Source organism: Chryseobacterium sp. (assembly GCF_029240215.1).
In the GTDB taxonomy this organism is placed as follows: domain Bacteria; phylum Bacteroidota; class Bacteroidia; order Flavobacteriales; family Weeksellaceae; genus Chryseobacterium.
In genome coordinates this window covers 34882-60991 of sequence record NZ_JARBTK010000002.1, presented here as the reverse complement: position 1 = coordinate 60991, position 26110 = coordinate 34882, and the positions used below count along the sequence as shown (strand labels likewise).

General features: G+C 35.3%; 26 protein-coding genes. 18 read left to right on the top strand and 8 right to left on the bottom strand.

Annotated elements, in window-relative coordinates:
• Positions 1 to 49 precede the first annotated feature (49 nt).
• Positions 50 to 340, top strand: coding sequence for a hypothetical protein (locus K0R77_RS04165; protein ID WP_300348885.1), 291 nt, complete (start codon positions 50 to 52; stop codon positions 338 to 340).
• 76 nt (positions 341 to 416) lie between these two features.
• On the opposite strand, the gene K0R77_RS04160 is transcribed toward K0R77_RS04165, so the two are convergent.
• A complete protein-coding gene (locus K0R77_RS04160) occupies positions 417 to 1310 on the bottom strand; it encodes an AraC family transcriptional regulator (protein WP_300348883.1) in 894 nt (297 codons plus the stop codon).
• A 137-nt stretch (positions 1311 to 1447) separates the two neighbouring features.
• Here K0R77_RS04160 and K0R77_RS04155 point away from each other — a divergent pair, with 137 nt between their 5' ends.
• From K0R77_RS04155 to K0R77_RS04095, 14 genes are all read left to right on the top strand, one after another.
• Complete coding sequence (locus K0R77_RS04155; RefSeq protein ID WP_300348881.1) at positions 1448 to 3508, top strand: T9SS type A sorting domain-containing protein; 2061 nt, start codon at positions 1448 to 1450, stop codon at positions 3506 to 3508.
• Between the two features lie 167 nt (positions 3509 to 3675).
• Positions 3676 to 6513: an alpha-amylase family glycosyl hydrolase gene (locus tag K0R77_RS04150; protein WP_300348879.1), complete on the top strand. Its 2838-nt coding sequence runs from the start codon at positions 3676 to 3678 to the stop codon at positions 6511 to 6513.
• A gap of 107 nt (positions 6514 to 6620) precedes the next feature.
• Positions 6621 to 7706 (top strand): peptide chain release factor 1, encoded by a 1086-nt coding sequence (prfA, locus tag K0R77_RS04145; RefSeq protein WP_267596702.1) that lies wholly within the window; start codon positions 6621 to 6623, stop codon positions 7704 to 7706.
• A 215-nt stretch (positions 7707 to 7921) separates the two neighbouring features.
• A complete protein-coding gene (locus K0R77_RS04140; RefSeq protein ID WP_300348876.1) occupies positions 7922 to 8323 on the top strand; it encodes a PH domain-containing protein in 402 nt (133 codons plus the stop codon).
• A gap of 2 nt (positions 8324 to 8325) precedes the next feature.
• The gene (gene yidD, locus K0R77_RS17175) at positions 8326 to 8553 is read left to right on the top strand and encodes a membrane protein insertion efficiency factor YidD (RefSeq protein WP_367182681.1); all 228 of its coding nucleotides are present in this window, start codon (positions 8326 to 8328) and stop codon (positions 8551 to 8553) included.
• Between the two features lie 93 nt (positions 8554 to 8646).
• Positions 8647 to 10758, top strand: a complete 2112-nt coding sequence (locus K0R77_RS04135) for a prolyl oligopeptidase family serine peptidase (protein ID WP_300348873.1) — start codon at positions 8647 to 8649, stop codon at positions 10756 to 10758.
• A 335-nt stretch (positions 10759 to 11093) separates the two neighbouring features.
• Positions 11094 to 13220, top strand: coding sequence for a methylmalonyl-CoA mutase (gene scpA / locus K0R77_RS04130; protein ID WP_300348871.1), 2127 nt, complete (start codon positions 11094 to 11096; stop codon positions 13218 to 13220).
• A 119-nt stretch (positions 13221 to 13339) separates the two neighbouring features.
• Positions 13340 to 13840, top strand: coding sequence for a hypothetical protein (locus K0R77_RS04125; protein WP_300348869.1), 501 nt, complete (start codon positions 13340 to 13342; stop codon positions 13838 to 13840).
• 52 nt (positions 13841 to 13892) lie between these two features.
• Entirely contained in the window at positions 13893 to 14063 is a 171-nt protein-coding gene (locus K0R77_RS04120) for a hypothetical protein (protein WP_300348867.1), read from the top strand.
• A 382-nt stretch (positions 14064 to 14445) separates the two neighbouring features.
• Positions 14446 to 15837, top strand: a complete 1392-nt coding sequence (locus K0R77_RS04115; RefSeq protein ID WP_300348865.1) for an RtcB family protein — start codon at positions 14446 to 14448, stop codon at positions 15835 to 15837.
• A gap of 242 nt (positions 15838 to 16079) precedes the next feature.
• Entirely contained in the window at positions 16080 to 16625 is a 546-nt protein-coding gene (locus K0R77_RS04110) for a hypothetical protein (RefSeq protein ID WP_300348863.1), read from the top strand.
• A complete protein-coding gene (gene prfH, locus K0R77_RS04105; RefSeq protein ID WP_300350423.1) occupies positions 16625 to 17317 on the top strand; it encodes a peptide chain release factor H in 693 nt (230 codons plus the stop codon). The genes K0R77_RS04110 and prfH overlap by 1 nt, the downstream gene beginning before the upstream one ends.
• Positions 17314 to 17838 carry a hypothetical protein gene (locus tag K0R77_RS04100; RefSeq protein WP_300348853.1) on the top strand — a complete coding sequence of 175 codons (525 nt, stop codon included), beginning with the start codon at positions 17314 to 17316 and terminating at the stop codon, positions 17836 to 17838. The genes prfH and K0R77_RS04100 overlap by 4 nt, the downstream gene beginning before the upstream one ends.
• A 25-nt stretch (positions 17839 to 17863) precedes the next feature.
• Positions 17864 to 18862, top strand: a complete 999-nt coding sequence (locus K0R77_RS04095; protein ID WP_300348843.1) for an enolase C-terminal domain-like protein — start codon at positions 17864 to 17866, stop codon at positions 18860 to 18862.
• Between the two features lie 16 nt (positions 18863 to 18878).
• Here the strand turns inward: K0R77_RS04095 and K0R77_RS04090 are convergent, their stop codons facing one another.
• Both K0R77_RS04090 and K0R77_RS04085 read right to left on the bottom strand, forming a co-directional pair.
• On the bottom strand, positions 18879 to 19166 hold the full coding sequence (locus K0R77_RS04090) for a cytochrome C (protein WP_300348834.1): 288 nt from the start codon (positions 19164 to 19166) through the stop codon (positions 18879 to 18881).
• A 25-nt stretch (positions 19167 to 19191) separates the two neighbouring features.
• Positions 19192 to 19485, bottom strand: coding sequence for a cytochrome C (locus K0R77_RS04085; protein ID WP_300348826.1), 294 nt, complete (start codon positions 19483 to 19485; stop codon positions 19192 to 19194).
• 185 nt (positions 19486 to 19670) lie between these two features.
• On the opposite strand from K0R77_RS04085, the gene meaB reads away from it, so the two are divergent.
• On the top strand, positions 19671 to 20654 hold the full coding sequence (gene meaB / locus K0R77_RS04080; protein ID WP_300348814.1) for a methylmalonyl Co-A mutase-associated GTPase MeaB: 984 nt from the start codon (positions 19671 to 19673) through the stop codon (positions 20652 to 20654).
• A 2-nt stretch (positions 20655 to 20656) separates the two neighbouring features.
• Here meaB and K0R77_RS04075 read toward each other — a convergent pair whose 3' ends face one another.
• Positions 20657 to 21205: a DUF4251 domain-containing protein gene (locus tag K0R77_RS04075; protein ID WP_300348804.1), complete on the bottom strand. Its 549-nt coding sequence runs from the start codon at positions 21203 to 21205 to the stop codon at positions 20657 to 20659.
• 104 nt (positions 21206 to 21309) lie between these two features.
• Here K0R77_RS04075 and K0R77_RS04070 point away from each other — a divergent pair, with 104 nt between their 5' ends.
• Positions 21310 to 22113, top strand: coding sequence for a M48 family metallopeptidase (locus K0R77_RS04070; protein ID WP_300348801.1), 804 nt, complete (start codon positions 21310 to 21312; stop codon positions 22111 to 22113).
• 55 nt (positions 22114 to 22168) lie between these two features.
• Positions 22169 to 22480: a hypothetical protein gene (locus K0R77_RS04065; protein WP_300348789.1), complete on the top strand. Its 312-nt coding sequence runs from the start codon at positions 22169 to 22171 to the stop codon at positions 22478 to 22480.
• 34 nt (positions 22481 to 22514) lie between these two features.
• Here K0R77_RS04065 and K0R77_RS04060 read toward each other — a convergent pair whose 3' ends face one another.
• From K0R77_RS04060 to K0R77_RS04045, 4 genes are read right to left on the bottom strand one after another with little or no spacing between them, the layout of a single operon-like run.
• The gene (locus tag K0R77_RS04060) at positions 22515 to 23153 is read right to left on the bottom strand and encodes an outer membrane beta-barrel protein (protein WP_300348780.1); all 639 of its coding nucleotides are present in this window, start codon (positions 23151 to 23153) and stop codon (positions 22515 to 22517) included.
• On the bottom strand, positions 23137 to 23952 hold the full coding sequence (locus K0R77_RS04055; protein ID WP_300348768.1) for an ABC transporter ATP-binding protein: 816 nt from the start codon (positions 23950 to 23952) through the stop codon (positions 23137 to 23139). Before K0R77_RS04055 ends, K0R77_RS04060 begins: the two co-directional genes overlap by 17 nt.
• A complete protein-coding gene (locus K0R77_RS04050; RefSeq protein WP_300348758.1) occupies positions 23952 to 24704 on the bottom strand; it encodes an ABC transporter permease in 753 nt (250 codons plus the stop codon). The genes K0R77_RS04055 and K0R77_RS04050 overlap by 1 nt, the downstream gene beginning before the upstream one ends.
• 29 nt (positions 24705 to 24733) lie before the next feature.
• A complete protein-coding gene (locus tag K0R77_RS04045) occupies positions 24734 to 26104 on the bottom strand; it encodes an exopolysaccharide biosynthesis polyprenyl glycosylphosphotransferase (RefSeq protein WP_300348742.1) in 1371 nt (456 codons plus the stop codon).
• Positions 26105 to 26110 lie beyond the last annotated feature (6 nt).

Here is a 26110-nt window from a genome sequence, read left to right as displayed (position 1 = left end):
TTGAAGAAAAAGAAAAAAGTCCTATTTTTGCCTAAAATCTATAAGAAAGATGATGTTATCAGCATTTTGGCCGTTTTATCAGTTCCTTTGGACAATCTACTTTGTTACAATGTTCCTAGTAGGATTCTGGTGTATTTTTATGTTTTTCGGTTTCGTTATTCCATTGTGGTTAACAGAAGGTTTGAAGGAGTATTTCGGTAAGGTAAAGCCTTTCGACCCTGAGAACATCAGAAGAAAACTGATTCACGAGCAGGAAGGTGTTGAAGTAATTTTCAACCAGCCTAAAGGTCATGGCCCTTTCTTACACGATAGCCATGGACACGATCACGGACATCATTAATTGAATGTCATCGCTTTTTCACCTTAATTCTGAAAAAGTGATATCATAGCAAAACAACATATATAAAACCACTGATTTATCGGTGGTTTTTCTGTTCTTCAGGAGAATTTGTTCTGAGCTTTTCAGGAGAAACCCCAAACTTTTTCTTGAAAGCACGGGTGAAATTTTGTACATATTCATAACCGCAGTCTATTGCGATTTCTTTGATCATTAAATCTTTATTGACTATCATTTTTTTAGCTTTCAGCATTCTCAGTTCTGAGATATAATCAATTATTGTCTTTTGATAATGAATTTTAAATTCTTTTCGGATTTTAGTTTCGTTAATTCCTAAGATTTTACTGATTTCCTCAATCTTTAAATTCCGGTGAAAATTTTCATCAACAAATTTCTTAATAATTAGAGGGGTTTTAGATAAACCTTCCGCAGTATTTTTTTCGTTAAACTGTTCGAAAATCAAAATCAGTAATTTGATAATTTTTGCTTCTACAAAAAGTTTCTGCATGATTCCTTTTCTGCGATAACTTATAATTTCCCTTAAAATCATATGCATTTCAACCGTCATATCGGGAGGAGTTTCTTTGTGAAGAAAAACAAACTGATTATCAATCATTCGCTTTAGGATTTCTTTACTTTCTCTGTTAGATTCGGCATCAATCAAATTAAAGATGTATTGATATTTTATTTGAATCTGAAGATATTTTAAAGTTTTTTCATCTGTCCACAATTCAGCCTGACATTCTTCTGTTGTGTAATGCAAAATGTATTGATTTTTCTTAAATGTAAACTGGGTTTTGCAGTGGTTTGCATTCAAATGAATGTTTGGACTTAAGAGAAATAATAAATTGAAACTTGATTTTCCTTCTGAGAAATAAGATTTTATATAATTTTCAGGGCTTGAGTTCTCACGCATGATAATCTGGATATTATCAGATATAAAAACTGTTCTTTCTTTAATCGGCTGCTCCATAATAAGTTTTTACTGATTCATTATTTGACTAAGACAGGATAACAAGTAATTCGTAAATGATAAGTCAACTCAAATTACGGAATGTATTTTTGCACAAAATTAAATTAAATTTAGAATAATTAAAAATAATATTTATCATGTTCAAAAATCTATATTGTAGAATAACAAAAATAAGCTTAGGAATATTTTCTCTTGCAGGAAGTTTATTATATGCTCAGCAGTGGCAAGATGTAGGTGCAGCAACAATTTCTGCGGGCGGAAGCAGTTTTAATAATCTGGCAATCGATGCACAGGGAAATTACTATGTTTCTTACTATGATCTTTCTGTTACAAAAGGATCAGTGCAAAAATTTAATGGAACTTCTTGGTCTTATGTTGGCGGAAGTGCGGGTATCACGACTGGTTTTGCTACTTATAATTCTTTATCAATAGCACCATCAGGAAATAATATTTATTATACAAACCAGGGAACGGGTCTCGAGGTGAGACAGTTCAATGGTACTTCATGGACACAGTTGACGAGCCCTACAACATCTGCGGTAAATTATCAGGCATCTGCAGTTTCTGCATCTAATATTTTGTTTACATATTCCACACACAATTCGGGAACGGTTCAGCGTTATGTAAATGGAGCTTGGGAACAGGTAGGAAATACGGGGTTTTCTAATGGTGCAACGTTTGCGGAGATGGTAATCGGTTCAAATAATAAAGTTTATACCTGTAATGTGGCAAATGGTGTAAAGGTATATGAAAATAATACCAACGCAACATCAACTGATAACTGGACTTTAGTTGGAGGGAGTATCGTAGATGCAGCTTCATCTTCTGAGCAGTATAATTCTGATATTGCAATTGATGCAAATAACAATTTGTATGTTGCTTATGTTTCAAACTCTTCAAGCGGACAAAAATTAAACGTGAAAAAATTCAACGGAACTTCCTGGTCACAAATTGGTGCTGCTAATTTCTCTCCCGGAAGAGTGCAGCATGTTGCTATTACAGTTACACCTTCTGGTGATCCCTACGTAATTGCAAGCCGTTGGGAAAATGATGATATGCTAAAAAACACAGCATATAAATTTGATACGGCTACTCAGGCTTGGATTACTTTTGGAGGTGCTTTTATTTCTGATGGTCAGGCTACTTACAATGATATAGCGATTGATAAGATTAACAATTATTTAGTTCTTTCTTATTCACAAGATGGGGTTAAAGTAAAGCGTATTTCGATTCCGGCAACTACCACAACACCTAGTTGTAACAATACAGATCCCGGAAATACTCCCGGAGATACAGGTTGTGTGACATTTAATTATAAAGGTCAATCAGTAACTTATACAACAGTAAGAGGAGCAGACGGAAAAATCTGGCTTCAGCAGAATTTAGGAAGTTCTCAGGTAGCAACTTCAATGGCAGACACCGATTCTTACGGAGATCTTTTCCAATGGGGAAGATGGGATGATGGTCATCAGGTGAGAACTTCTCCCACAACTACAGTTCCTTCTACAAATAATCCTGCAGGATTAAACGGAATCACTTCGTTTATCTTGGGATCTGGTCCGTCATGGTGGTCAACAAATGCTACAAGTGATTTATGGAACGGTGCAAATACATCTGCAATTACATCAGAAGTTGGAGTTGACCCTTGTAAAGCAATCGGTGCAGGTTGGAAATTACCGTCACAGGCAGATTGGGTTACGGCAGTAAGCGCTGAAGGAATGGGAAGTGCAGCAACGGCCTATTCAAGCAAGCTTAAATTACCTGCAGCAGGTTTCAGAAGCCAACTAACAGGAGGTTTTACGTATGTTGGTGAAAGAGGATATTATTGGAGTGGTGATGTTGCCAATTCGGGAGGGAAATATTTATATAACTCTACAGCTTTGTCTAATCCTAATTCCGGAGGTCCGAGAGCTCAAGGTCAATCAGTAAGATGTATCAAGGATGTAACCGGATTAAGCACATCGGATATCAGAAAAGTGACTTTGGGAGTTTACCCGAATCCGACAAACGGAATTTTGAATATCAAAACTGATTCAAATATCGAAAATGTAAATGTAACGAATGTTGTAGGGCAGAAAATCAATGTACAATTGAAAAACAATCAAATCAATATGAGTGGACTCCCAAACGGAGTTTATATCGTAGAATTGATATTAAAAGATGGTCAGAAGATTTCAAAAAAAATCATTAAAAACTAAGTAATACCAAAATCACCAATACTTAAATTTTTAATTTATTTTTACACTCAAAGCTCATGTGTTTTTGCATGGGCTTTTTTGATTTTGTATTTGTAGAATAACAAAATTTTCAAAATATGTAAATTTAATTAAGTAATTTATTATATTTTTATTAAAAATATATTGATATGAAAAAACTGTATTTCCTTATTTATTTGTTGATTACAGGTATTGTATTCGGGCAGATAAGCTATACGATTACGCCAAATCCTTTTAATGAAACCGATCAGATCACTTTATCTGTTCCCGGAAATCAGATTGACGAAACTGCTTGGGGAGTTGCCAATAATGCTATTTATATTTGGACTTGGTCTTTAGATCAGAACTATGCAAACAGTCAGGACTGTCCTACCAACGGAAGCTGGACGAATTCTAATGAATTAAATAAATTGGCTTACAATTCAGGAACAGATACTTATTCGTTAACATTTACTCCTACAGCATTCTACGGACGTACAGGCATCGGTAGATTTGGGTTTTTATTGAAAACTAAAACAGGGAGCCATCAGACTTCACCTGACGTTTTTGTAAATGTCGGAACGTTAAATTTAAATTTAACAAATCCTGCTGCAAACAGTTTGACTTCAGTCCCGACAGGAAACGCAATTACTATCACAGCAACAACCAGTATTAATGCAACTTTTCAGTTAAAAGCAAACGGAACGGTCATCAATTCAACTTCAGCACCATCAACTTCTTACAGTTATAGTTATACAGTTGCAGCAGATGCAGATATGGAATTGATCGCAACAGCAAATTCAACTGTTAAAAATGCTACTTTCATATTGCAGGTTCCAAGAAATGTAGTGTCACAGGCGATTCCAAGCTGGATCAGGCAAGGAATTAATTATCATCCTACTGACAATACAAAAGTCGGTTTGGCTTTGTATGCACCTTTCAAAAATTTCGTTCATGTGATCGGAAGTTTTAATAACTGGGCGGTGAATGATACCTATTTAATGAAAAGAGATACCACAAACCCGGATTTATACTGGATTGAATTAAGTGGAATCACTCCACAGCAATTATACACTTTTCAATACAGAACGAATGATCTGAAAAAAGTGGCAGATCCTTTCTCACCACAAATTTTGTCTTCTTATGATGATCAGTATATTACCGCAGCTACTTATCCGAATTTACCTGCGTTTCCTGCCGGACAGAGTTTTGAAGTTTCGATGTTTAAAACAGGGGAAATACCTTATAATTGGCAGGTGATAAACTTTCAAAGACCAGCTAAAGAGAATTTAATTGTTTATGAATTGCTTTTGAGAGATTTCACACAGGAAAAAAACTGGCAGTCTCTGATTAATAAGATCAATTATCTTAAAGATTTAAAAATCAATGCAATCGAATTGATGCCAATCATGGAATTTGAAGGAAATCTTTCGTGGGGATATAATACTTCATTCCACTATGCTTTAGATAAAGCCTATGGAACACCGCAAAAATTCAAAGAATTTGTTGATCTGTGTCATCAAAACGGCATCGCGGTGATTTTAGATGTTGCCTTCAACCATGCAACAGGAAGATCTCCTTTGGTAAGACTTTGGAACATTGATCCGGATGGTGACGGTTACGGAGATGTTGCGTCAAATAATCCTTATTTCAATACAGTTCCGAAACATTCTTATAATGTTTTTAATGACTTTAACCATACAAGTTTAGCTACAAAATATTATGTTGAAAGAACATTACAACAATGGTTAACCGAATATAAAGTTGACGGTTTTCGTTGGGATTTAACGAAAGGATTTACCCAAAACTGTACTGCAACTGATGAAGCCTGTACCAATGCTTATCAGCAGGACAGAGTAGATATTCTGAAAGGGTATGCAGACAAACAATGGGCTCTTGACCCGAATTCATATATGATTTTTGAACATTTAGGAACCGATGCAGAGGAGCAGCAATGGGCAAACTACAGAGTGGCAGAAGGTAAAGGCGTATTGATGTGGAATAACCAAAACGGGTCTTACAATCAAAACACGATGGGCTATAAAGAAAACAGCAATTATGACAGAATGGATCATGAATTTCACGGATTCACCAATATGCACGGAGTTGGTTACGGTGAAAGCCACGATGAAGAAAGATTAATGTTTAAAAATCTTGCGTACGGAGCTGTAAACGGATCTTATAATGTTACAAACCTGAATACATCTTTAGAAAGAATGAAAACTTTTGGAGCGACTTTCTTCACAATTCCTGGTCCGAAGATGATTTGGCAGTTTGGAGAATTGGGATATGAATTCAGCATCAACAGATGTCCGGACGGAAGCATCAACAATAATTGTCGTACAGACGAAAAACCTGTTGCGTTCACTTTAGGTTACGATACCAATACCAACAGAAAAGCAATTTACGATACTTGGGCGCAGATCATCAATATCAGAAATGCTCATCCTGTTTTCAAATCAAAAACATATACAGTCGAATCTAATAATCTGACGAACGATCCGAATGGTTTGATTACAAGAATTTATATTAATGATCCTTTACTGACGGCGGGAGTTAAAAATGTGGTTGTTTTGGCAAATTATGATACTTCGGCTAAAAATGTGGTTCCTTATTTCCCTTTTACAGGGCAATGGCAGAATTTGATCGATAATACAGTGTTTAACGTTACTTCTACAACTGCTCCTATTCTGCTTCAACCGGGAGAATTCAGAATCTTTGGAAACCCATTCACTACTTTGTCTACAGTTGAAGAAAATTTAGATAAAAGATTATCATTGCAGATTGCAGATAATCCTGTGAAAAATGGTTTGGCTAAATTGATTTATCACAAAGCGAAAAATGGAGAAATTGCTATCTACGACACAAGCGGAAAGAAAATGGATTCATTTAAATTAAAAAATGAAGACGGAGTCTATGAATTAAGAACAAATTATCCTGCAGGAACTTATCTTGTTCATCTGAAAACAGATAACGGAGTTGCCATTCAGAAAATGATTGTTCTGTAAGATTTAAATTATTTTAAAATCATATCAATATTTTATACAAAAGCTCATGAAAATGAGCTTTTTTTATTAATCATCAAATCCGTATCTTTGCATACTAAATTTTTAATATGTCTAAGTCATTAATTCCAAAATTAGAAGCTATCAAACAAAGATATAATGAGGTTGCAGATCTTATTATACAGCCAGACGTAATTTCGGATCAGAAAAAATATTCTTCACTGAATAAAGAATACAGCGATTTAGGAAAAATTGTACACGTTTACAATCAATATAAAGGTGCTTTAGACAATATTGCAGAATCTGAGGAAATCATTGCAGATGGTTCAGACAGAGATCTGGTCGACATGGCTAAAGAAGAAAAAGTAGAAGCTCAGGCAAAACTTCCCGGTTTGGAAGAAGAGCTAAAAGTTCTTTTGATTCCTAAAGATCCTACCGATGACAAAAACGTTATAGTAGAACTTCGTGCCGGAACCGGTGGTGATGAAGCTGCAATTTTTGTGGAAGACGTGTACAGAGCTTACGCAATGTTCTTTAAGACAAAAGGTTGGAAGCACGAAATTACAGATTCTAGCGAAGCAGCGAAAGGTTATAAAGAACTCATCTTAAAGATTGAAGGGGACGGAGTTTACGGAATCATGAAATTTGAATCCGGAGTTCACCGTGTACAGCGTGTTCCTGAAACTGAATCTCAGGGAAGAGTGCACACTTCTGCAATTACTGTTGCCGTTTTACCTGAAGCTGAAGAAATTGATTTTGAATTAAATCCTGCAGATATCGAAATGCAGACTTCACGTTCTGGTGGAGCGGGTGGACAAAACGTAAACAAGGTTGAAACTAAAGTACAGTTGACACACAAACCTTCAGGAATGGTGGTTGTTTGTCAGCAGGCTCGTTCTCAGTTGGCAAACCGTGAATTGGCAATGGAAATGCTTCGTACCAAATTATACGATATTGAAGTTCAGAAATCTGTCGGAGATATTGCTGCACAACGTAAATCTATGGTTTCTACCGGTGACCGTTCTGCAAAGATCAAAACCTACAACTATCCACAAGGAAGAGTTACCGACCACAGGATCAACAAATCGATGTACAATCTTGATGCGTACATGAATGGCGATATCGGAGAAATGATTGATGCCGTAATCATGGCTGAAAACGCCGAAAAAATGAAAGGTGAAGAGGAAAATTACTAATTTTTTTTCTTTTTAAATATTAAAAAGCTTTCGAGAAATCGGGAGCTTTTTTTATTCCTTAGGTTAAAGAATTTTAATATTTCAATAAATCCTTAAAAATTCATATTCTGATATTATGGAAAACCGTAAGGGTTGTTAAATAGTAGTTTTTAAATTTGGTGAGCTAATCTCTAGTATAAAAAATTATATTTAATTAACAATTTAAAAGAATAATTATGACTTTAACACCAGTAACAAATGGATTACCAAACGATTTAACAATGCAATTAATGTCAAATGAAACTGTTTTTTATTTTTCATACATAACTGAAACTGGAGGTTGTGGTGGAAGTGAGCAAAAACAAAATTATTGGATAGGACTCACTGACAAAAGAGTACTATACAAAACCAAAATAATGGAAGCAAACTCTTATATCGAAAAAGATGGAATACTTCCTTTTGAAAAAATCTCATTTCTTGAAGTTTCTGAAGCGAAGGATTCGCAAGGTTGTAGTCAGTCAAAAGGATTTCAATTGAGAATTAGTACTTCTGGAGGAACTTTAATTATTCCAATTCCTACAAAAGAAAAGGGATATGAAATTCGTCAGGTTTACTCGGAGCTAAATCAGAATGGATAAAAATGAAAATATTGACATATCCATTGAATCTTATCGCAATTTTTTTGATTAAAATTTACAAAAGAACAAAAAAAAGGAAGCATGATAGATGTCTGCATTTTCCTTCTTGCTCAGAATATGGATTTATGGCATTTAAAAAATATAATTTTTTTAAGGCTTCGATAAAGACGATATCAAGAATAAGAGATTGTAATCCATTTTCAAATAGACAATATATTGACTATCCTTAACTATAAATCAATTCGCAACACAACTTCAAAAAGCACATTTCTTCGTTTTTTTTATTCCCACAACTTTCCTTAAATTTGAGAAAATCCACTACAATGAATTTCAAACCAATCCTATTAACAGCTGGAGTATTGTTTTCAGCTACTATTTATTCTCAGAAAATGAATTATCCTAAAGCCGTAAAAGGAAATCAGACCGATACCTACTTCGGAACTGCAGTTGCAGATCCGTACAGAGATTTAGAAAACGATTCTGAACCCACCAAAAAATGGGTGGATGAAGAAGTTGCATACAGTCAGAATTACCTTTCAAAAATTCCTTTCAGAGAGCAGATCAAAAATCAGTTGACAGAAATCTGGAATTACGAAAAAATCAGTGCACCTTTCAAAGAAGGAGATTATACCTATTATTATAAAAACAACGGCCTTCAGGCACAGTCAGTTTTATACCGAACCAACAACAAGACGAAAGCAACAGAAGTGTTTTTAGATCCGAATAAATTTTCAGACAAAGGCACGACTTCACTTTCAAGTTTGTCTTTCAACAAAAAAGGAAATTTAGCAGCGTACGCAATCTCAGAAGGTGGAAGCGACTGGAATAAGATCATCATTATCGATGCAATTACAAAAAAGCAAATAGACGAAACCATTGTTGATGTAAAATTCAGCGGAATTTCATGGTTGGGCGATGAAGGTTTCTATTATTCAAGCTACGACAAACCGAAAGAAGGAACGGTTTTGTCAGGAATGACTGATAAGCATAAAGTTTTCTTTCACAAATTAGGGACAAAACAATCTGCAGATCAGTTAGTTTTCGGGGGTGATAAGACTCCGCGAAGATATTTGGGAGCAGGAGTTTCTGAGGATCAGAGATATTTGATTATTTCTGCTGCGAATGCAACCAATGGAAATGAGATTTATATTAAAGATTTAAAAAACGGTGGTGATTTCGTTCAGATCAACAAAGGTTTTGACATCAACGTAAGTATTGTAGATACACAGGGTGATGATCTTTTCATCTTTACAGATAAAGATGCTCCGAATATGCGTCTGGTAAAAACGAACATCAAAAACCCTTCTCCTGAAACTTGGAAAGATGTGATTCCACAGACAGAAAATGTATTGGGAATTTCATCAGGAGGTGGTTATTTTTTCGCAACATATATGGTTGATGCAATCGATCAGGTAAAACAGTTTGACAAAGCCGGAAAATTGCTCAGAGAAATTACACTTCCCGGAAAAGGAAATGTTGGAGGTTTTGGAGGTAAAAAAGAAGAGAAAGAAATGTATTATTCTTTCAGCAACTACATTACACCGGGAACTACTTACAAATTCGATGCAGACACCGGAAAATCTGAAGTTTATCAAAAGCCGAAAGTGAAATTTAATCCTGAAGATTATGTTTCTGAGCAGGTTTTCTACACATCAAAAGACGGTACAAAAGTTCCGATGATGATTAATTATAAAAAAGGAACAAAATTAGACGGTAAGAATCCAACGATTTTATATTCTTATGGAGGTTTCAATATCAGTTTACAGCCATCGTTCTCTGTGGTTAATGCAATCTGGATGGAAAATGGCGGAATTTATGCCGTTCCAAATATTAGAGGTGGTGGCGAATATGGTAAAAAATGGCACGATGCAGGAACGAAAATGCAAAAGAAGAATGTCTTCGACGACTTCATTGCAGCAGGAGAATATTTACAGAGCAAAGGTTATACTTCAAAAGAATATATGGCACTTTCTGGGAGATCAAATGGTGGACTATTAGTTGGTGCAACGATGACGATGCGTCCTGATCTTGCGAAAGTTGCCTTTCCGGGAGTTGGGGTTTTAGATATGTTGAGGTATAATAAGTTTACAGCAGGAGCAGGTTGGTCATACGATTATGGAACTGCGGAAGACAACAAAGAAATGTTTGATTATTTAAAATCATATTCTCCTGTCCATAATGTCAAAGCAGGAACCTGCTATCCGTCAACCATGATTATTACAAGTGACCATGATGACAGAGTAGTTCCGGCACATTCTTTTAAATTCGGAGCAGAATTACAGGAAAAGCAGAAATGTGGAAATCCGATTTTATTAAGAATTGAAAAAAACGCAGGTCACGGAGCAGGAAGAGCAACTGATCAGGTAATCAGCGAAAATGCAGATCTTATTTCTTTTGCCTTATATGAAATGGGAATCAAGAAGCTTGGAAAATAATTAAATATTTGAAATTTTAATAGTTCAAATAAAAACAAAAGCGAAGTTGTAGCAATGCAATTTCGCTTTTTTGGATTAAATCGCTAAAAGTTTCGAAGAAACGATTTAATAAAGGATGAGGATAAAATCTTATTTATTTTAATAAGAATTACCAAGTTTTAGAATGCGCTATTTTTAAAAATTCAATTTCACTCCAAACCTTTCCGAACTTGAAACAGTTTGTAGTCAAAAAAATCTTTGTGCTCTTTTCATTAAAACATTAATATTTTCATCGGAAATCAATCTCAAAACATTAATCTAAAAATGCTTATTTTTAAAATCTTAAATCCGAACTCATGAGAAGGGAAATTCAGAATAAAAATCCCCAATTTAGCATATCAGAAAAGCATCTTGAAGTTTATCAATTCGAGAAAGATGGTCTTCAGCTGAAGTCAAAGTATTCCGCAGAAGATATTAAAGATAAAAATATCAGTGACGGTTCACCGGGAATTGCACCTTTTTTAAGAGGTCCGTACTCTACCATGTATGTTCAAAAACCGTGGACTGTTCGTCAGTACGCAGGTTTTTCTACAGCTGAAGAATCTAATGCTTTTTATAGAAGAAATCTGGCTGCCGGACAAAAAGGACTTTCCGTGGCATTTGATTTGGCTACTCACAGGGGTTACGATTCAGATCATCCAAGAGTTGTCGGAGATGTAGGAAAAGCCGGAGTTGCCATCGATTCTGTTGAGGATATGAAAATTTTGTTCAATGAAATTCCTTTAGATGAAATTTCGGTTTCCATGACGATGAATGGTGCGGTTTTACCAATTTTGTCATTTTATATTGTTGCTGCTGAAGAACAGGGGATTGCTCAGGATTCACTTTCAGGAACTATTCAGAATGACATTTTGAAAGAATTCATGGTGCGGAATACATATATTTATCCGCCTGAACCTTCCATGAAAATCATTGCAGATATTTTTGAATATACAGCGCAGAATATTCCTAAGTTCAACTCCATTTCTATTTCTGGATATCATATGCAGGAAGCGGGAGCAACTCCGGTTCTGGAAATGGCTTACACGATTGCAGATGGTTTAGAATATGTACGAACCGGAATTAAAGCAGGAATGAACGTCGATGATTTTGCTCCGAGACTATCATTTTTTTGGGCAATTGGGATGAATCATTTCATGGAAATTGCTAAAATGCGTGCAGCAAGATACATTTGGGCAACACTTTTAAAACAGTTCAACCCTCAAAATCCAAAATCTTTAGCTTTAAGAACGCATTCTCAGACTTCAGGTTGGTCTTTAACAGAGCAGGAACCTTTCAACAATATTACTAGAACAGCCATTGAAGCTTTGTCGTCGGCTTTAGGCGGAACCCAGTCTTTACATACCAATGCTTTAGACGAAGCAATAGCACTTCCTACAGATTATTCGGCTAAAATAGCAAGAAATACACAAATTATTCTTCAGCAGGAAAGCGGAATCTGTGATGTTGTAGATCCGATGGGGGGAAGTAATCTGGTGGAAAGTCTTACACAACAGATGATCGAAGAAGCCATGAAATACATCGATGAGGTTGAAAAAGAAGGCGGAATGACGAAAGCCATCGAAGCCGGAATCCCAAAAATGAGAATTGAAGAAGCGGCTGCAAAAAAACAGGCAAAAATCGACAGCAGCGAAGAATTTATCATTGGTGTCAATTCTTTCAGATCAAGTTTAAAGCAAGCACCGATCGATATTTTAGATATTGATAACACTGAAGTTCGCAGAAAGCAGATCGAAAGACTCGAAAAAATAAAATCAGAAAGAAACCCACAGAAAGCTGAGGAAGTTCTTGAGGAAATAAGAAAAGCCGCCGTAGACAGAGATAAAAATTTATTGGCATTGTGCATTGAAGCGGCTCGAAGAAGAGTGACGTTAGGTGAAATGAGCGATGCAATGGAAGAAAGTTTCGGACGTTACAAGGCTAATATCAGAACAATACAGGGGGTTTATGCTATGAATGCAGGTAAAAATGAATATTTCGGACAGGCTCTTCAGCTGACTCAGAAATTTGAAGAAGAAGAAGGCCGCCGTCCAAGAATCATGGTGGCAAAAATGGGACAGGATGGTCACGATCGTGGTGCAAAAGTGGTTGCAACGGCATTTGCAGACATGGGGTTTGATGTGGATGTTGCGCCGTTATTCCAGACTCCGGAAGAGGTGGCAAAACAAGCGGTGGAAAATGATATTCATATTTTAGGGGTTTCATCTTTGGCGGCAGGTCACAAAACTTTAGTTCCACAGGTTGTGGAAGAATTAAAGAAACTCGGAGCAGACGATATTACAATTGTTGTTGGTGGAGTAATTCCTCAACAGGACTACGAATTTTTATATGCGAACGGAGCAGATTTTATTTTCGGTCCCGGAACAAATTTACCGAAGTGTGCTGTTGATATTCTGAATAAATTTTTAAGTAAGACCGTATGAAAAGCTAAGATTACATTTTAATTTTTCTGAAAAAGAGTTTTAAATTTGAGTTAACAGACACTTTTAACCCTTTTTTGCACAGCTTTTGTACTGTAAGTCATAACCAAAACATAATTATTATGGCTTATACAGTAATTTCAGTGTTTCCTGCAAGTGTAGACACAGAGGAAATCAAATCAAAGTTAAAAAATCAGGGATTCAACGAAGCAGATATCATTGTTTCAAAATCTAAATTTCAAAATGAATCGACGGTAGACGATTATCAGGATGACGAAAAAACAAAAAGTTTCTGGGATCACGTCTTCGTGAGTGATACCGAAATGTTAGATGCTTACAGCAGAGAAAGTGTAGGTAAAGTAAACTTAGTTGTATACACTTCCGATATTACGGAAGCACAAAACGCCAAAAAAATTCTTGATGAATGTGGTGCTTTAAAGATTTATAACAAACCATCTTTTAAGCAAGAAAAACCAGATACAGCAGGTCTTCCCGAAGATGTCTACAACGGAATTATTGCCAAAGCCAGACACAATCTTTACTTCTTAGATTCCGAAAGAACATACAGTACAAAGTCAAGAGGAATGGAAGATACAATGGATGATCTTGGATCAAAAGATTAAACTAAATTTTACAATATAAAATCTGAATAAAGAAATTTGTTCAGATTTTTTTATGAATTTTCTCAAAAAAATATTTGCAGGTATCAAAATTATTTTATCTTTGCAACTGAAAATAAAGTTTAACCAATTAAAAAACAACGAAGCAATGTTCAAATTAGATCATAATTCTCCTTTCGATTTGCCACTTATGGTGGTAAGGCTTCGTGGTTTGGTACATTCTTAGAATAACAGTACAATGAAATATCAAAACCCGAAGTCGTAAAGATTTCGGGTTTTTTATTGCGCAATATTTCAAACTCAAACAAGTTTCCCCGAAATCATTTTAATAAAATTTAGGAGTTATTTCCCGCTTGTAGTTTATACTGAGCGAAGTCGAAGTGTTATGTCTTTTTTTGCCATCGCTTTTTTCAAGCCATTACTAAAAAAGGATGTCGCTGCAATTGGGGATAGAAAACACTCCGAATTGTCATTCTGACGAAGGAAGAATCTGTTTCACGTTCAAAATGACAATAAATTAAAGCTAAACTAAATGTTTAGTTGAAAAAGTATTAAATGCTCAAAGTCTAACTTCTAGCATCTAATATCTAACATCTTATAAAAGAACAATGGGAAATTTAAAACTTAAAGGAAAAGATATATTAAAAATAGGCTATCCAAACAATCAGAGCGTCAATATCGCTTTGGAAGTCATGAAAAGAAATTTTGCAACAAAAAATATTCATCACGTAAAATCTCTTTTAAAAGAAATTCTGATCAATCCGGAGAATTACGAAAAAGATTTAACCTTCGGGCAAATCGCAGAAGCCTTGCTTTCATCAAAGAAAACTGAAAAAAGAATGTTGAATACAAACCGTACTTCTTTTCACATTTTCGGAAACAATATTTCGGATGAAGCAAAGAACCAGTTGTACACGGCTTTGAAACTTCCTATTTCATTACAGGGAGCTTTAATGCCCGATGCACACAGCGGTTACGGACTTCCGATTGGTGGAGTTTTAGCAGTTGAAAATGCAGTAATTCCTTACGGAGTCGGGATGGATATTGGCTGCAGAATGAGCCTCAGTATTTTGGATACCCCAATTTCATATCTCGACGGAGCAAGAGATAAATATGAAAAAGCTCTTGCCGAGCATACTAAATTCGGGATGTATGAAACACATAAATCTCACGTCGATCACGAAATTTTCGATAGAGATACATTTGATATGATCCCGATTTTGAGAAGATTAAAAGGAAAAGCCATCAAGCAAATGGGAAGTTCCGGCGGCGGAAATCACTTTGTAGAATTCGGGGAAGTTGAAATCACTGAAGAAGACAAACAGATCGGACTTCCAAAAGGAAAATACCTCGGAATCCTTTCACACAGCGGGTCACGTGGATTGGGAGCTGAGATCGCTCAATATTATTCAAGAATTGCGACAGAACAATGTCCGTTGCCAAAAGAAGCTCAAAACTTCGCCTGGCTGGATTTGAACACGCATCTCGGATTAGAATACTGGACGGCGATGAATTTGGCGGGAGATTATGCTTCAGCCTGTCACGACGATATTCATAGAAGATTGGTGAAAGCAGTCGGAGGCAGAGTAAAAGCCAGAATCGAAAACCATCACAATTTTGCGTGGAAAGAAATTCACAACGGAAAAGAAGTGATAGTTCACAGAAAAGGCGCCACTCCGGCTAATGAAAATGAATTGGGATTGATTCCCGGATCGATGACGGCAAAAGGTTTCATCGTTCGCGGAAAAGGAAACCCGGATTCGCTGAACTCAGCTTCACACGGTGCAGGACGAGCTTTTTCGAGAGGAGAATGCAGAAATCTTTTCACTCAAAATGATATCAAAAAAGAATTAAAACTCAAAAATGTCACTTTGATGGGCGGAAATACCGAAGAAGCACCAATGGCATACAAAGACATCAACGAGGTCATGAATGCTCAAAGCGAATTGGTTGATATCCTCGGAACTTTCCAACCTAGAATTGTGAGAATGGATAAGTAATTTTTTGATTGTCAGGTGATAGTTTTTAACTAAGAACTAGAAATATGTAACTTTCCTCACTGGATTTTTTGTGGTTTTCGGCGGCGCAAACCCCGCCGCCGAAACCCACAAAATGAGCTCAAACAATTGCTGCAATCGGGGCTAGTGATAACGTTAAGTCAATAAACCTCATAAGCTTCAAAAACCTATGAGGTTTGAATAAGTACTGTCATTCAGAGTAGAAAACAATTTAAAACAAAAAAATGGGAGCACCACATAATATAAAAAGGTACGGTGAAGTCTGGCCGGAATTTAGAATTCAACACGGATTGGAAATTTTAGAAAAATTAAAAAATAAAGTCATTTTATCAGGAGGCTGGGCGTGGCATTTTATGTCTGAAATTGGGCATACAGAATACAAGCACGCTCATGATCATAAGGATATTGATATTTTTGTAAATAAGGAAAATGTAGCTGAAGTGGTTATGATTCTTCAGCAGGAAGGGTTTCAGAAAGTATGGACTCGTTACGATCATTTGCCAAGTGAAGAAAACTTCCGTAGGTATGAGAAAACAATCGAACTGGAAAACGGGAAATTCTACAGAATTACAATTGATTTCTTTGAGAGAAACGATCTTGAAACTGTAGAAGCCAATGGATTTACTGTTGTGAGACCTGATGTTTTACTTTCATTTTACAGAAATATTCATTCCAGCGATAAATGTTGGGCGGTAATGGCTGCAAAAGATTTATTGGAAAAAGAAATTAATCCTGTTGGTCATCCAAAATTAAATGAAATGCCCAAATAATAATGGAAAAATTAATACAAATAACCTCAGGAAGAGGACCTTTGGAATGTCAATGGGTAGTTGCCAAAGTGCTGAAGGTCTTCCTTGAGGAAGCAAAAAATAATAATATAGACTACGAAATCATCCACCGCGAAAATGGTGATGAAAATCTGACATTGAAATCCGTAACCATCATTTTAAAAGCAAAAGATTTAAATGAATTTTTGAAAACATGGTTAGGAAGCATTTGTTGGACAGGAAAAAGTGCATTCCGAAAATTGCATAAAAGAAGCAATTGGTTCATCGGGGTTTTTGAACTGGAAGGATTGGAGAAAATTAATTTTAATGAAAAAGATATTCAATTCCAGACAACAAGAAGTCAGGGAAGTGGCGGACAGAATGTAAATAAAGTGAATACAGCTGTTCGCGCGACTCATTTACCAACGGGACAAAGTGTTTTCGTACAAGATACGCGTTCACAATTGGAGAATAAAAAACTGTCTATCAGAAGATTAAAAGAAAAAGTGTTGGAACGGAATATTATTCATCTTCAAAAAAGAATGCAGGAGACCTGGAACAACCATTTGCAGGTGCAGAGAGGAAGTCCAATCCGTACATTTTCGGGCACAGATTTTAAAAAGAATTATCAGGAAAAATCGTTCAAAAAACAAAGAAACGTCCTGAAAAACGAATTAAAAAAACTACAAAAATGACCTTAACTAAAAGTAAATATTACTTCGAGGCTTTAGATAATTATCCTTACAGCTTACCGGATTGCCTGGAAGCATTGAATTATGCTTTGTCTTACGATCCGGAAGATGCAGACAGCCTTTGTCTGATGGGAAGAATCTACAGCGAAATGTTGACTGACTACGAAAAAGCAAAGCTCTATTTTGAGGAGGCGATGCAGTGTGATGTAACGAATTTAAATGTTCCACAATATTACATCAAATGTCTTTTGGATAATGAAGATTTCCATGAAGCCGAAAAACTGATCAAATATTCACTGAAAATAAAAGGAATGGATAAATCAATCATTTGGCTTTATCGATCTTTGCTTTCCGAAAAAAGAGGAAGTTTGCCGAATGCCTTAAAGTTTTTAAATGAAGCAGAAAAATACTGCTTTACATCGTGCAGCCTTGATTTGGTGAGAGATCGTAAAAAATTTGTAAAATCTAAAATGCCTAAAAAGCTAAAACAAAAACAAATTAAAAAGAAGGAGGAGACGAAATAAGTCTCCTTTTTTTGTAAATTTAATAATGGAATTACGGTTTGAACTTATACAACTTCAATTAAAAGAAACATTCTCAATCGCTTGCGGAAACTACGATAAAAGAGAAGCATTACTCATAGAACTATCTCACCAAAATGGCAAAGGTTACGGAGAGTGCGTTGCGATCGATTATTATCAAATTGATCTTCAAAGTTTTGTTTTAAAATTAAAAGAAATTCAATCTAAAATTGAGTCACAGAAAATCATTCATCCAAAAGAACTTTTCAAATTTTTATTCAGTTTAAATCTTCATCCATTTTTACTTTCTGCTTTGGATTGTGCCTATTGGGATCTTTTCGGGAAACTGGAAAACAAAAGTTTTATTGAATTAAATCAGCTTTCTTCTGAAAATTTAGTCGAAAGTTCGATCACAATCTCAGTCGAAGAAATTGACAAACAGATTCAAAAAATTGAAAAAAGCAGTTGGAACAAATTCAAAGTAAAATGTAAAGGTTTAGATAAAAACAATGTTGAAAAATTGTTACAATTAAATCGAAATATCGCTTTAGACTCCAACGCAAGTTTTACCGATGAAGATTGTCTTTGGTTTCAGGAAAATATTGAGGTTCAGAATTTTTCATATTTAGAGCAACCAAGACCAATTAATCAGTATAAAATTCTTAAAAAAGAAAGTTTCGCCAATTGGATGGCAGACGAAGATTGCCAAGATTTGGATTCATTGGACGAATTAATTCCTTATTATAAAAGCATCAACATCAAATTAATGAAATGTGGAGGATTGACTCCCGCTTTAAAAATGATCAAAAAAGCCCGAGAATTAAACTATAAAATCATGATCGGTTGCATGACAGAATCTACTATCGGAATTTCTGCGGGTTGTGTTTTGACTGGACTTGTTGATTACATAGATTTAGACGGGGCCAATCTTATTTCCAACGATTATGCCACTGGAAATTTTGTAGAAAACGGTAAAATAATTCTCTCCAAAAAACCAGGCCTGGGAATAGAATTAAAACAAAAATAGACTTTCAGGTGAAAGCCTATTTTTTATTTACAGAAATAAGATAGTCATAAACCATTTGATGTTGGTCGTCATTTAACCTAGCTCTGGGAGCCATTCTGCTTAAGGTTTTTATCCATCCCTGATCGTCATGTTTTGTCGGGTTTGGTAAGCCATGACATTTGTTGCACGAGTTTTCAAAAATTGTTTTCCCTTGAGCGAGTTGTTCAGATGAGGTATATTTTGGTCCGGTTACGGCAGTACTTTTCGGTCCGCATGAAACTAAAAAAGCCGAAAATAGGACAAAACTTAAAACTAACTTTTTCATATTATTATTTTGGTGAATGATTTAATTACTTTTTCACAGAAACTACATAATCATAAACCCACTGATGTTGCTCATCTGTAAGTTTTGCTTTTGGAGCCATAGAATTCATGATTCCTACCCATTGCACAGAGGTGTAGGCGGTTGGATCTGGCAAACCGTGACATCTTTTGCATGAATTTTCAAAAATTGTTTTTCCCTGAGCCAATTGTTCGGCAGTAGAAACTGCAGATCCCGTCGGAGCTACTGGTGTTGAGGCTTTTGGTGTACAAGAAGCTACTAAAATTGCAGTGAAAGATGCCGCAGCAATCAATTTTTTCATATGGTTTTTATTTGAATGATAACAAAAATAGGCAATTCCCGAAAGGCATCATACAAATGGGTTTAATTTAGAAGCATTAAAATTAATAATCCGTTTTCTTCGGATTTTGCATGTTATTTTTATATTTTTGAATCAATAAAACCGTTAGGTCTGATCTGGCCTTTGAAAAAATTAGAAATAATCAGATGAAATTTTCTACAGAAGAGTTAATAGAAGGAATACGATCGGGCGATAAGCGTTTGATTGCAAAAGCTATTACTTTGGTTGAAAGCAAGAAACCTGAACACAGATTACAGGCGGAAGATTTATTAAAACAAATAATGCCTTTCACCGGAAAATCTGTCCGTGTAGGAATTACAGGAGTTCCCGGAGCCGGAAAATCAACTTTTATAGAAAATTTTGGAAGATTGGCAATCTCAAAGGGTAAAAAGGTTGCTGTTTTGGCAATTGATCCCAGTTCGGCAATCAATAAAGGCAGTATTTTGGGTGACAAAACTCGAATGGAAGAATTGGCAAAAGAAGAAAATGCATTCATTCGACCTTCCCCAAGCTCCGGATTTTTGGGTGGTGTTGCCAATACAACTTTTGAAACGATGATCATCTGTGAAGCAGCGGGCTATGACTATATTTTAATTGAAACCGTTGGAGTAGGACAGTCCGAAGTTTTAGTTGCTGATATTACAGATGTCTTTTTATTTCTAAAAATAATCGGCGGCGGAGACGAACTTCAGGGAATCAAACGCGGTATCATGGAAATGGTCGATGTCATTTTCATTAATAAAGTTGAAAAAGAGAATCTTCAGAAAGCAAAAAATACAAGGCTTGAATTAAAAAGAGCTCTGGATTTTATTCCGCCTAAAGAGAAAGATTGGAAGGTTCCTGTTTTACTCGGTTCTGCACTTTATGATGAAGGTTTGGATGAAGTTTATAATAAAATTGATGAATTTATTTCTCTAAAAAAGAAAACAGAACGTTTTGATATTGTAAGAAAACAACAGGCAGAAAAACGATTTGAATATTGGGTTCAGGAATATATTTTATCAATGATGAAAAAAAACAATTCTTTGGAAGAAGCTTATATTCAACACAAAAAAAATGCTTCGGCAATGGTTTCAAACCCAAGTACCGAAGCAAAACTATTTGTTAATAAATTTTTAAATAAGAATTGATATTATTCAATCTTTTTCTCTTTAATCTCTTCATTTTTAGAAATATATCCGTCATATGTAATCGGTTGTCTGTCGTTACTTCGAACCGAAGTAAATGCTTTTCCGTTTTTATAAACTTCTATATTGATATCAGAAACATTACTTACATCGTTAGGTTTGATTTTAAAGACCCAATTTCCTTTTTTACTTTGAGATTTTGTAACGGTATAATCTTTTGAGGTAAATCTGTAACTGTTGTCTGATCTTCCGTAAGTAGGATTGAATGCTCTTCCAAAATAAGGAAGAACCACTTCCATTTTTCCTTTTTTAAGTTCAATCACATAACTGTCACTGTCTAATTGAAGAATTCTGGTTGAGGGATTGTTTGGAATTCCATTAAGTGCATTGATAACATCATAATTCATTGGGTTTGCTCTTTCTGCGTGGAAGGTAAACTCTTCAGAACTTACCAAAGTATTTACGGTTTGTGAATCCGAAGTATTTTGAGCAGAGCAGCTTTGAAAAAATAAGATTAAAATAAAAACTGATATTATATTGATAAACTTTTTCATAATCTTTAAATTAGAAAATGTAAATAGCAAAATCTATGCAAATCTGCTTCCGGATTATTTTTTGGAATAGAAATTGTAAGGTTGAACTTATAATCCGCATTACAATGAAAATTACACATCTATTAGGAATAGGAGCTACAGTTTTATCTGTTGCAGCTTGCACGACAAACCCGATCACGGGAAGATCTTCGCTACAGATTGCAAATAATTCTGAGATCGAAGCAATGGCTTTACAACAATATAAGCAGACTTTAAATGAGTCAAAAATAGTTACAGGTTCTCAGGCTCAAAGCGTGAAAAATGTAGGAAATAGAATAAAAAATGCTGCAGAAAAATATTACGCAAGTATAGGACGTGGTGCCGATCTTGCAAATTATAAATGGGAATTCAATCTTCTTCAGGACAGTCAGGTAAACGCTTGGTGTATGCCGGGAGGTAAAGTTGCGGTTTATTCCGGAATTCTTCCAATCACTAAAGATGATACAGGTCTGGCTGTTGTAATGGGACACGAAGTTTCTCACGCATTGGCGGGTCACGGAAATGAAAGAATTTCACAATCAATGATTGCCCAAGGTTTGGGTACAGCGTCTGGTTTGGCAATAAAAAATGAAAAAACGGCGGCAATCTTTCAAAGCGTATATCCAATCGGGTCGCAGGTAGTTTTGTTGAAATATGGTAGAAATCAGGAATTGGAAGCTGATCAAATGGGATTATATTTGATGTCAATGGCGGGGTACGATCCAAGACAGGCAATTCCTTTCTGGAATAGGATGGAGGCTTCGTCTTCAGGAGCAAGACAACCTGAATTTTTGTCTACTCACCCAAGCCCAGGATCAAGAGTAGGAGATATTCAGAAAAATCTTCCCAAAGCATTAGAATATTACAGAGCAGCAGGAGGAAAGGTTTAGTTTAAAATAAATTTTCTTTCTATACTATACTTCATTAAACTAAAATTATCATATCATGAAAGGTATCTCGATAACAGGACTTATACTTTTAGCAGTATCGGCATTGCTATTTTATCTGACAACAGATTTTACTGTTGAAAAGATTACGATTTCTCACGTAATGGGAGTAATGGCGGGAATTGGAATTGGGCTCATCATTGGTGGAATGATTGGTTATGTGAGCAAAGGCTCGGCAATCAAAGCTGAGCAGCAGAGAAAAGAATTTAAGCAGCTTCAGAAAGATAAAGAAGAACTTGAAAAGCAAGCTGCAATTATTGCACAGCGTGAAGCTGAACTTGAACTTCAAAATAAAAATCCTCAAATTTAATTTGAGGATTTTTTTATATCGTATAAAATTTTAATTAAAATTTATATCCTACACCAAGCATAAAAAGACTTGATCTGTTGTCGTAGTCGATTTCCTGACTAGATCCTGCAACATTGTTGATAAATTTTCTTTGGTCTTTTGAAAAAGCACCTTCATATTTCGCAGATAGAATGACTTTTTTAATTTCACTTTGGAAACCTAATTGATATCCAACAGTAAATTCCTTCGCATCAACTTTTTGTACAAAGCTCCCAAAATTATCTCCTTTAGCAAGATTAAAGCTTCCTACAGGTCCTGCATAAGCGCTCAATAGATCTCCTAAAATATTTACACCTACCAAAACAGGAACATCAATTCTGCTGCTTTTTGCTTTAATTGTAGTTGCTTCTGCGTTAATGTCGTTTGCTACTGTCACTTCATTACTGAAATTTGTATAATAAATTTCCGGCATTAAATATAAAGCAGTAGGTAAGTCTATTTTAAGAGACAAACCTGCGTTGAATCCTGTAATGTTTTTTCCTTTTTGTTCTACAGCATTGGTTGCAGCCGTTTTAAGGTTTTTCCAGGATGCAGAGCTTGTCGGGATCAAAACGTTTGCTTTTGCTGCAAGAGAAATCTGCGCCGAAGCAAAGATTGAAAAACTTAATAACGTAGTACTAATTATCTTTTTCATTGTCGTCAATTTTAGTGATTGTATTTTCTACAGTTTTATTATTTTCGAGTAAATATTCTCTCAATTCTTTGAATAATTCCGATGAATAAACGAAGTCAATCAGATTTTTATTGCCTGCGGTAATCAGGATATCTTTATTGCCTTCCCATTCTTTAATCCCTAGTCTCAGGTAAACAATTTTCTCACCAATTGTCATCACCGAGTTCATATCGTGGGTATTGATAATTGTTGTAGTGTTATATTCTTTCGTGATTTCAAGCAATAAGTCATCAATAACGTTAGATGTATAAGGATCTAATCCTGAATTGGGCTCATCACAGAAAAGGTATTTCGGATGGTTTACAATTGCTCTGGCAATAGCAACACGTTTTTGCATACCTCCGGAAATTTCTGAAGGAAACTTTCTGTTGGCTTTATCTAAATGTACTCTTCCGATTACCTCAAAAACTCTTCTTTTCTTTTCTCTGAAAGTCAGATTTGTAAACATATCGAGCGGAAACATAATATTCTCTTCCACCGTTAAAGAGTCAAATAATGCACTTCCCTGAAACAGAGTTCCGATTTCTGAGCGAAGCTGCTGTTTTTCTTCTCTGTTCATCACATTAATATCTCTTCCATCAAACAAAATTTCTCCGGAAGAAGGCTGATAAACATTCAGTAAACTTTTAAGGAAAACGGTTTTTCCCGATCCGCTTTGTCCGATAATAAGGTTGGTTTTTCCTTTTTCGAATGTGGTTGAAATTCCTTTTAGCACTTCAACATCACCAAAACTCTTTTTAAGATCTTTTACCTCAATCATCAGCTTAATATTAATTGTGTTAAAATTAATTCGGAAATAATGATGAAAACCATTGTCCAAACCACGGCTTGCGTACTTGCTCTACCAACTTCTAATGAACCGCCTTTCACGAAATATCCAAAGTATGAAGGAACTGTCGCAATTACAAATGCAAAAACAATGGTTTTGGTAAATGCATAAATGATGAAAAGATTTGGCATATACATTTGGATACCTGTGATGTAATCTGCAGTTGTCCAGTTTCCGGTTAGCATTCCTGCAATGTACCCACCACCAATACCAAAAACGATACTGATAGCAATCAAAATAGGATTAAAAATGAGACAGGCGATGATTTTAGGTAAAATAAGGAAGTTGGGAGAGTTGACTCCCATAATATCTAATGCGTCAATCTGTTCAGAAACACGCATGGTTCCGATAGTTGATGCAATATATGATCCTACTTTTCCTGCAAGAATCAAACTGATAATAGTAGGTGCAAATTCAAGAACTAAAACTGCTTTGGTTGCATACCCTACAAATGAAGTTGGTATGGGGAATGAAGATGCATTAAAATTATTAAACATCTGAATGGCAACCACCGCTCCCACGAAGATAGATGTGAAAGTAACCAATCCAAAAGAATTGACTCCCAAGTCGTTGATTTCTCTCATAAATAACTTCCAGAAAACTCTCATTTTCTGGGGCTTTTGAAGAGATTTACCGATCAGGATCATGTATTCACCTATGGCTGTAAAAAACTTTTTTAACATTCTGCTAAATTAGACTATTTTTATTTATTTTACTTCGCATTTTTGTCGCCGCCTATCACCAAAACAATGGTTTTTAAGATGATGATCATATCCAATACAAAGCTCCAGTTTCTTATATAAAAAGCATCTGCGAGGATGCGTTTATTCATTTCTACTTCTACGTTTCCCGAATCTCCGCGATAGCCACTTACCTGAGCCAAACCTGTGATTCCCGGGCTGGCTAAACTTCTTAATGTATATCTTCCTATTTTCGGCTTATAATAATTATCAACTGCAAGCATGTGAGGTCTTGGTCCTACAATTGACATTTCGCCCTTCAAAACATTGATGAATTGAGGCATTTCATCTAAGCTTGTTCTTCTTAAAAACTTTCCGATTCTTGTAATTCGTGTGTCATTTTCTTCAGTGGTTTTTATGGAAGAATCATCATTTACAACCATGGTTCGGAATTTAATACAATTAAAAACTTCTTCATGAAAACCGTATCTCTTCTGAACAAAAAAAACAGGACCTTTTGAGTTTCTTTTAATCAAAAATGCAATAATCGGAAACAACCATGAACAAATCAAAACTAAGACCAATATGGAAAATACAATATCAAAAGTTCTTTTTAGCAAAAAATTAGAATAATAATCTAAAGGATATCTTCCTTGATTTAAAACCGGTTGAGTCTCAATATAACCCAAATCGAAAAAGAAATAATCGTTTTGAGAAATATTGGGTATCAATGAAATGTGTACTTTATGAGCTTCTGCCAATCTGAAAATCTCATCTCTCGTATGATCTGAAAAAAGATTTTCTGTCGGAATGAATAGGGTATGAATGCCGTTGGATTTCCAGAAACTGATAAGTTCATGTGAATCAATCTCGGTTGAACTATAGTTGAAGATTTTATAGCCATAATCCTTCCTTTCTTTCAGAATATTTTTTAGTGTTTCGGTAGAATCATCCTCATGTAAAAACATGACATTTCTGTTGTTAATCCCTAAAGACCGAAAATATCGAATAATAAAATAAACAATAGATTTCGTTAAAATAACTGCGGAAAATAGGTAGAGTGAAAACCAAGTTAACTCAGAACTGAAAAATTGGTTGTTACTGACTTTTCTGATGAGAACCAATCCGATGATAAATAACATAAAATGAACGATGACACGTTCTACAAATATTATATACGTAAGATTTCTGGCAATATTGTAAATTTTTGTCCTTCCGCTTAATAATATCCAGAAAGAGTAGAGCAGCAGAAGTGAAAATGAATTTCGAGACAATACATCTTCTGCGTGCACCAAATCCGGATTTTTATTTAAAAAATACAGCATAAAAATACCTGCAATCACCAAAAGGTCAAGCAAAATAATGATTGATTTTAAATATCTGGAATACCGGATTCTTTGCATCTATTG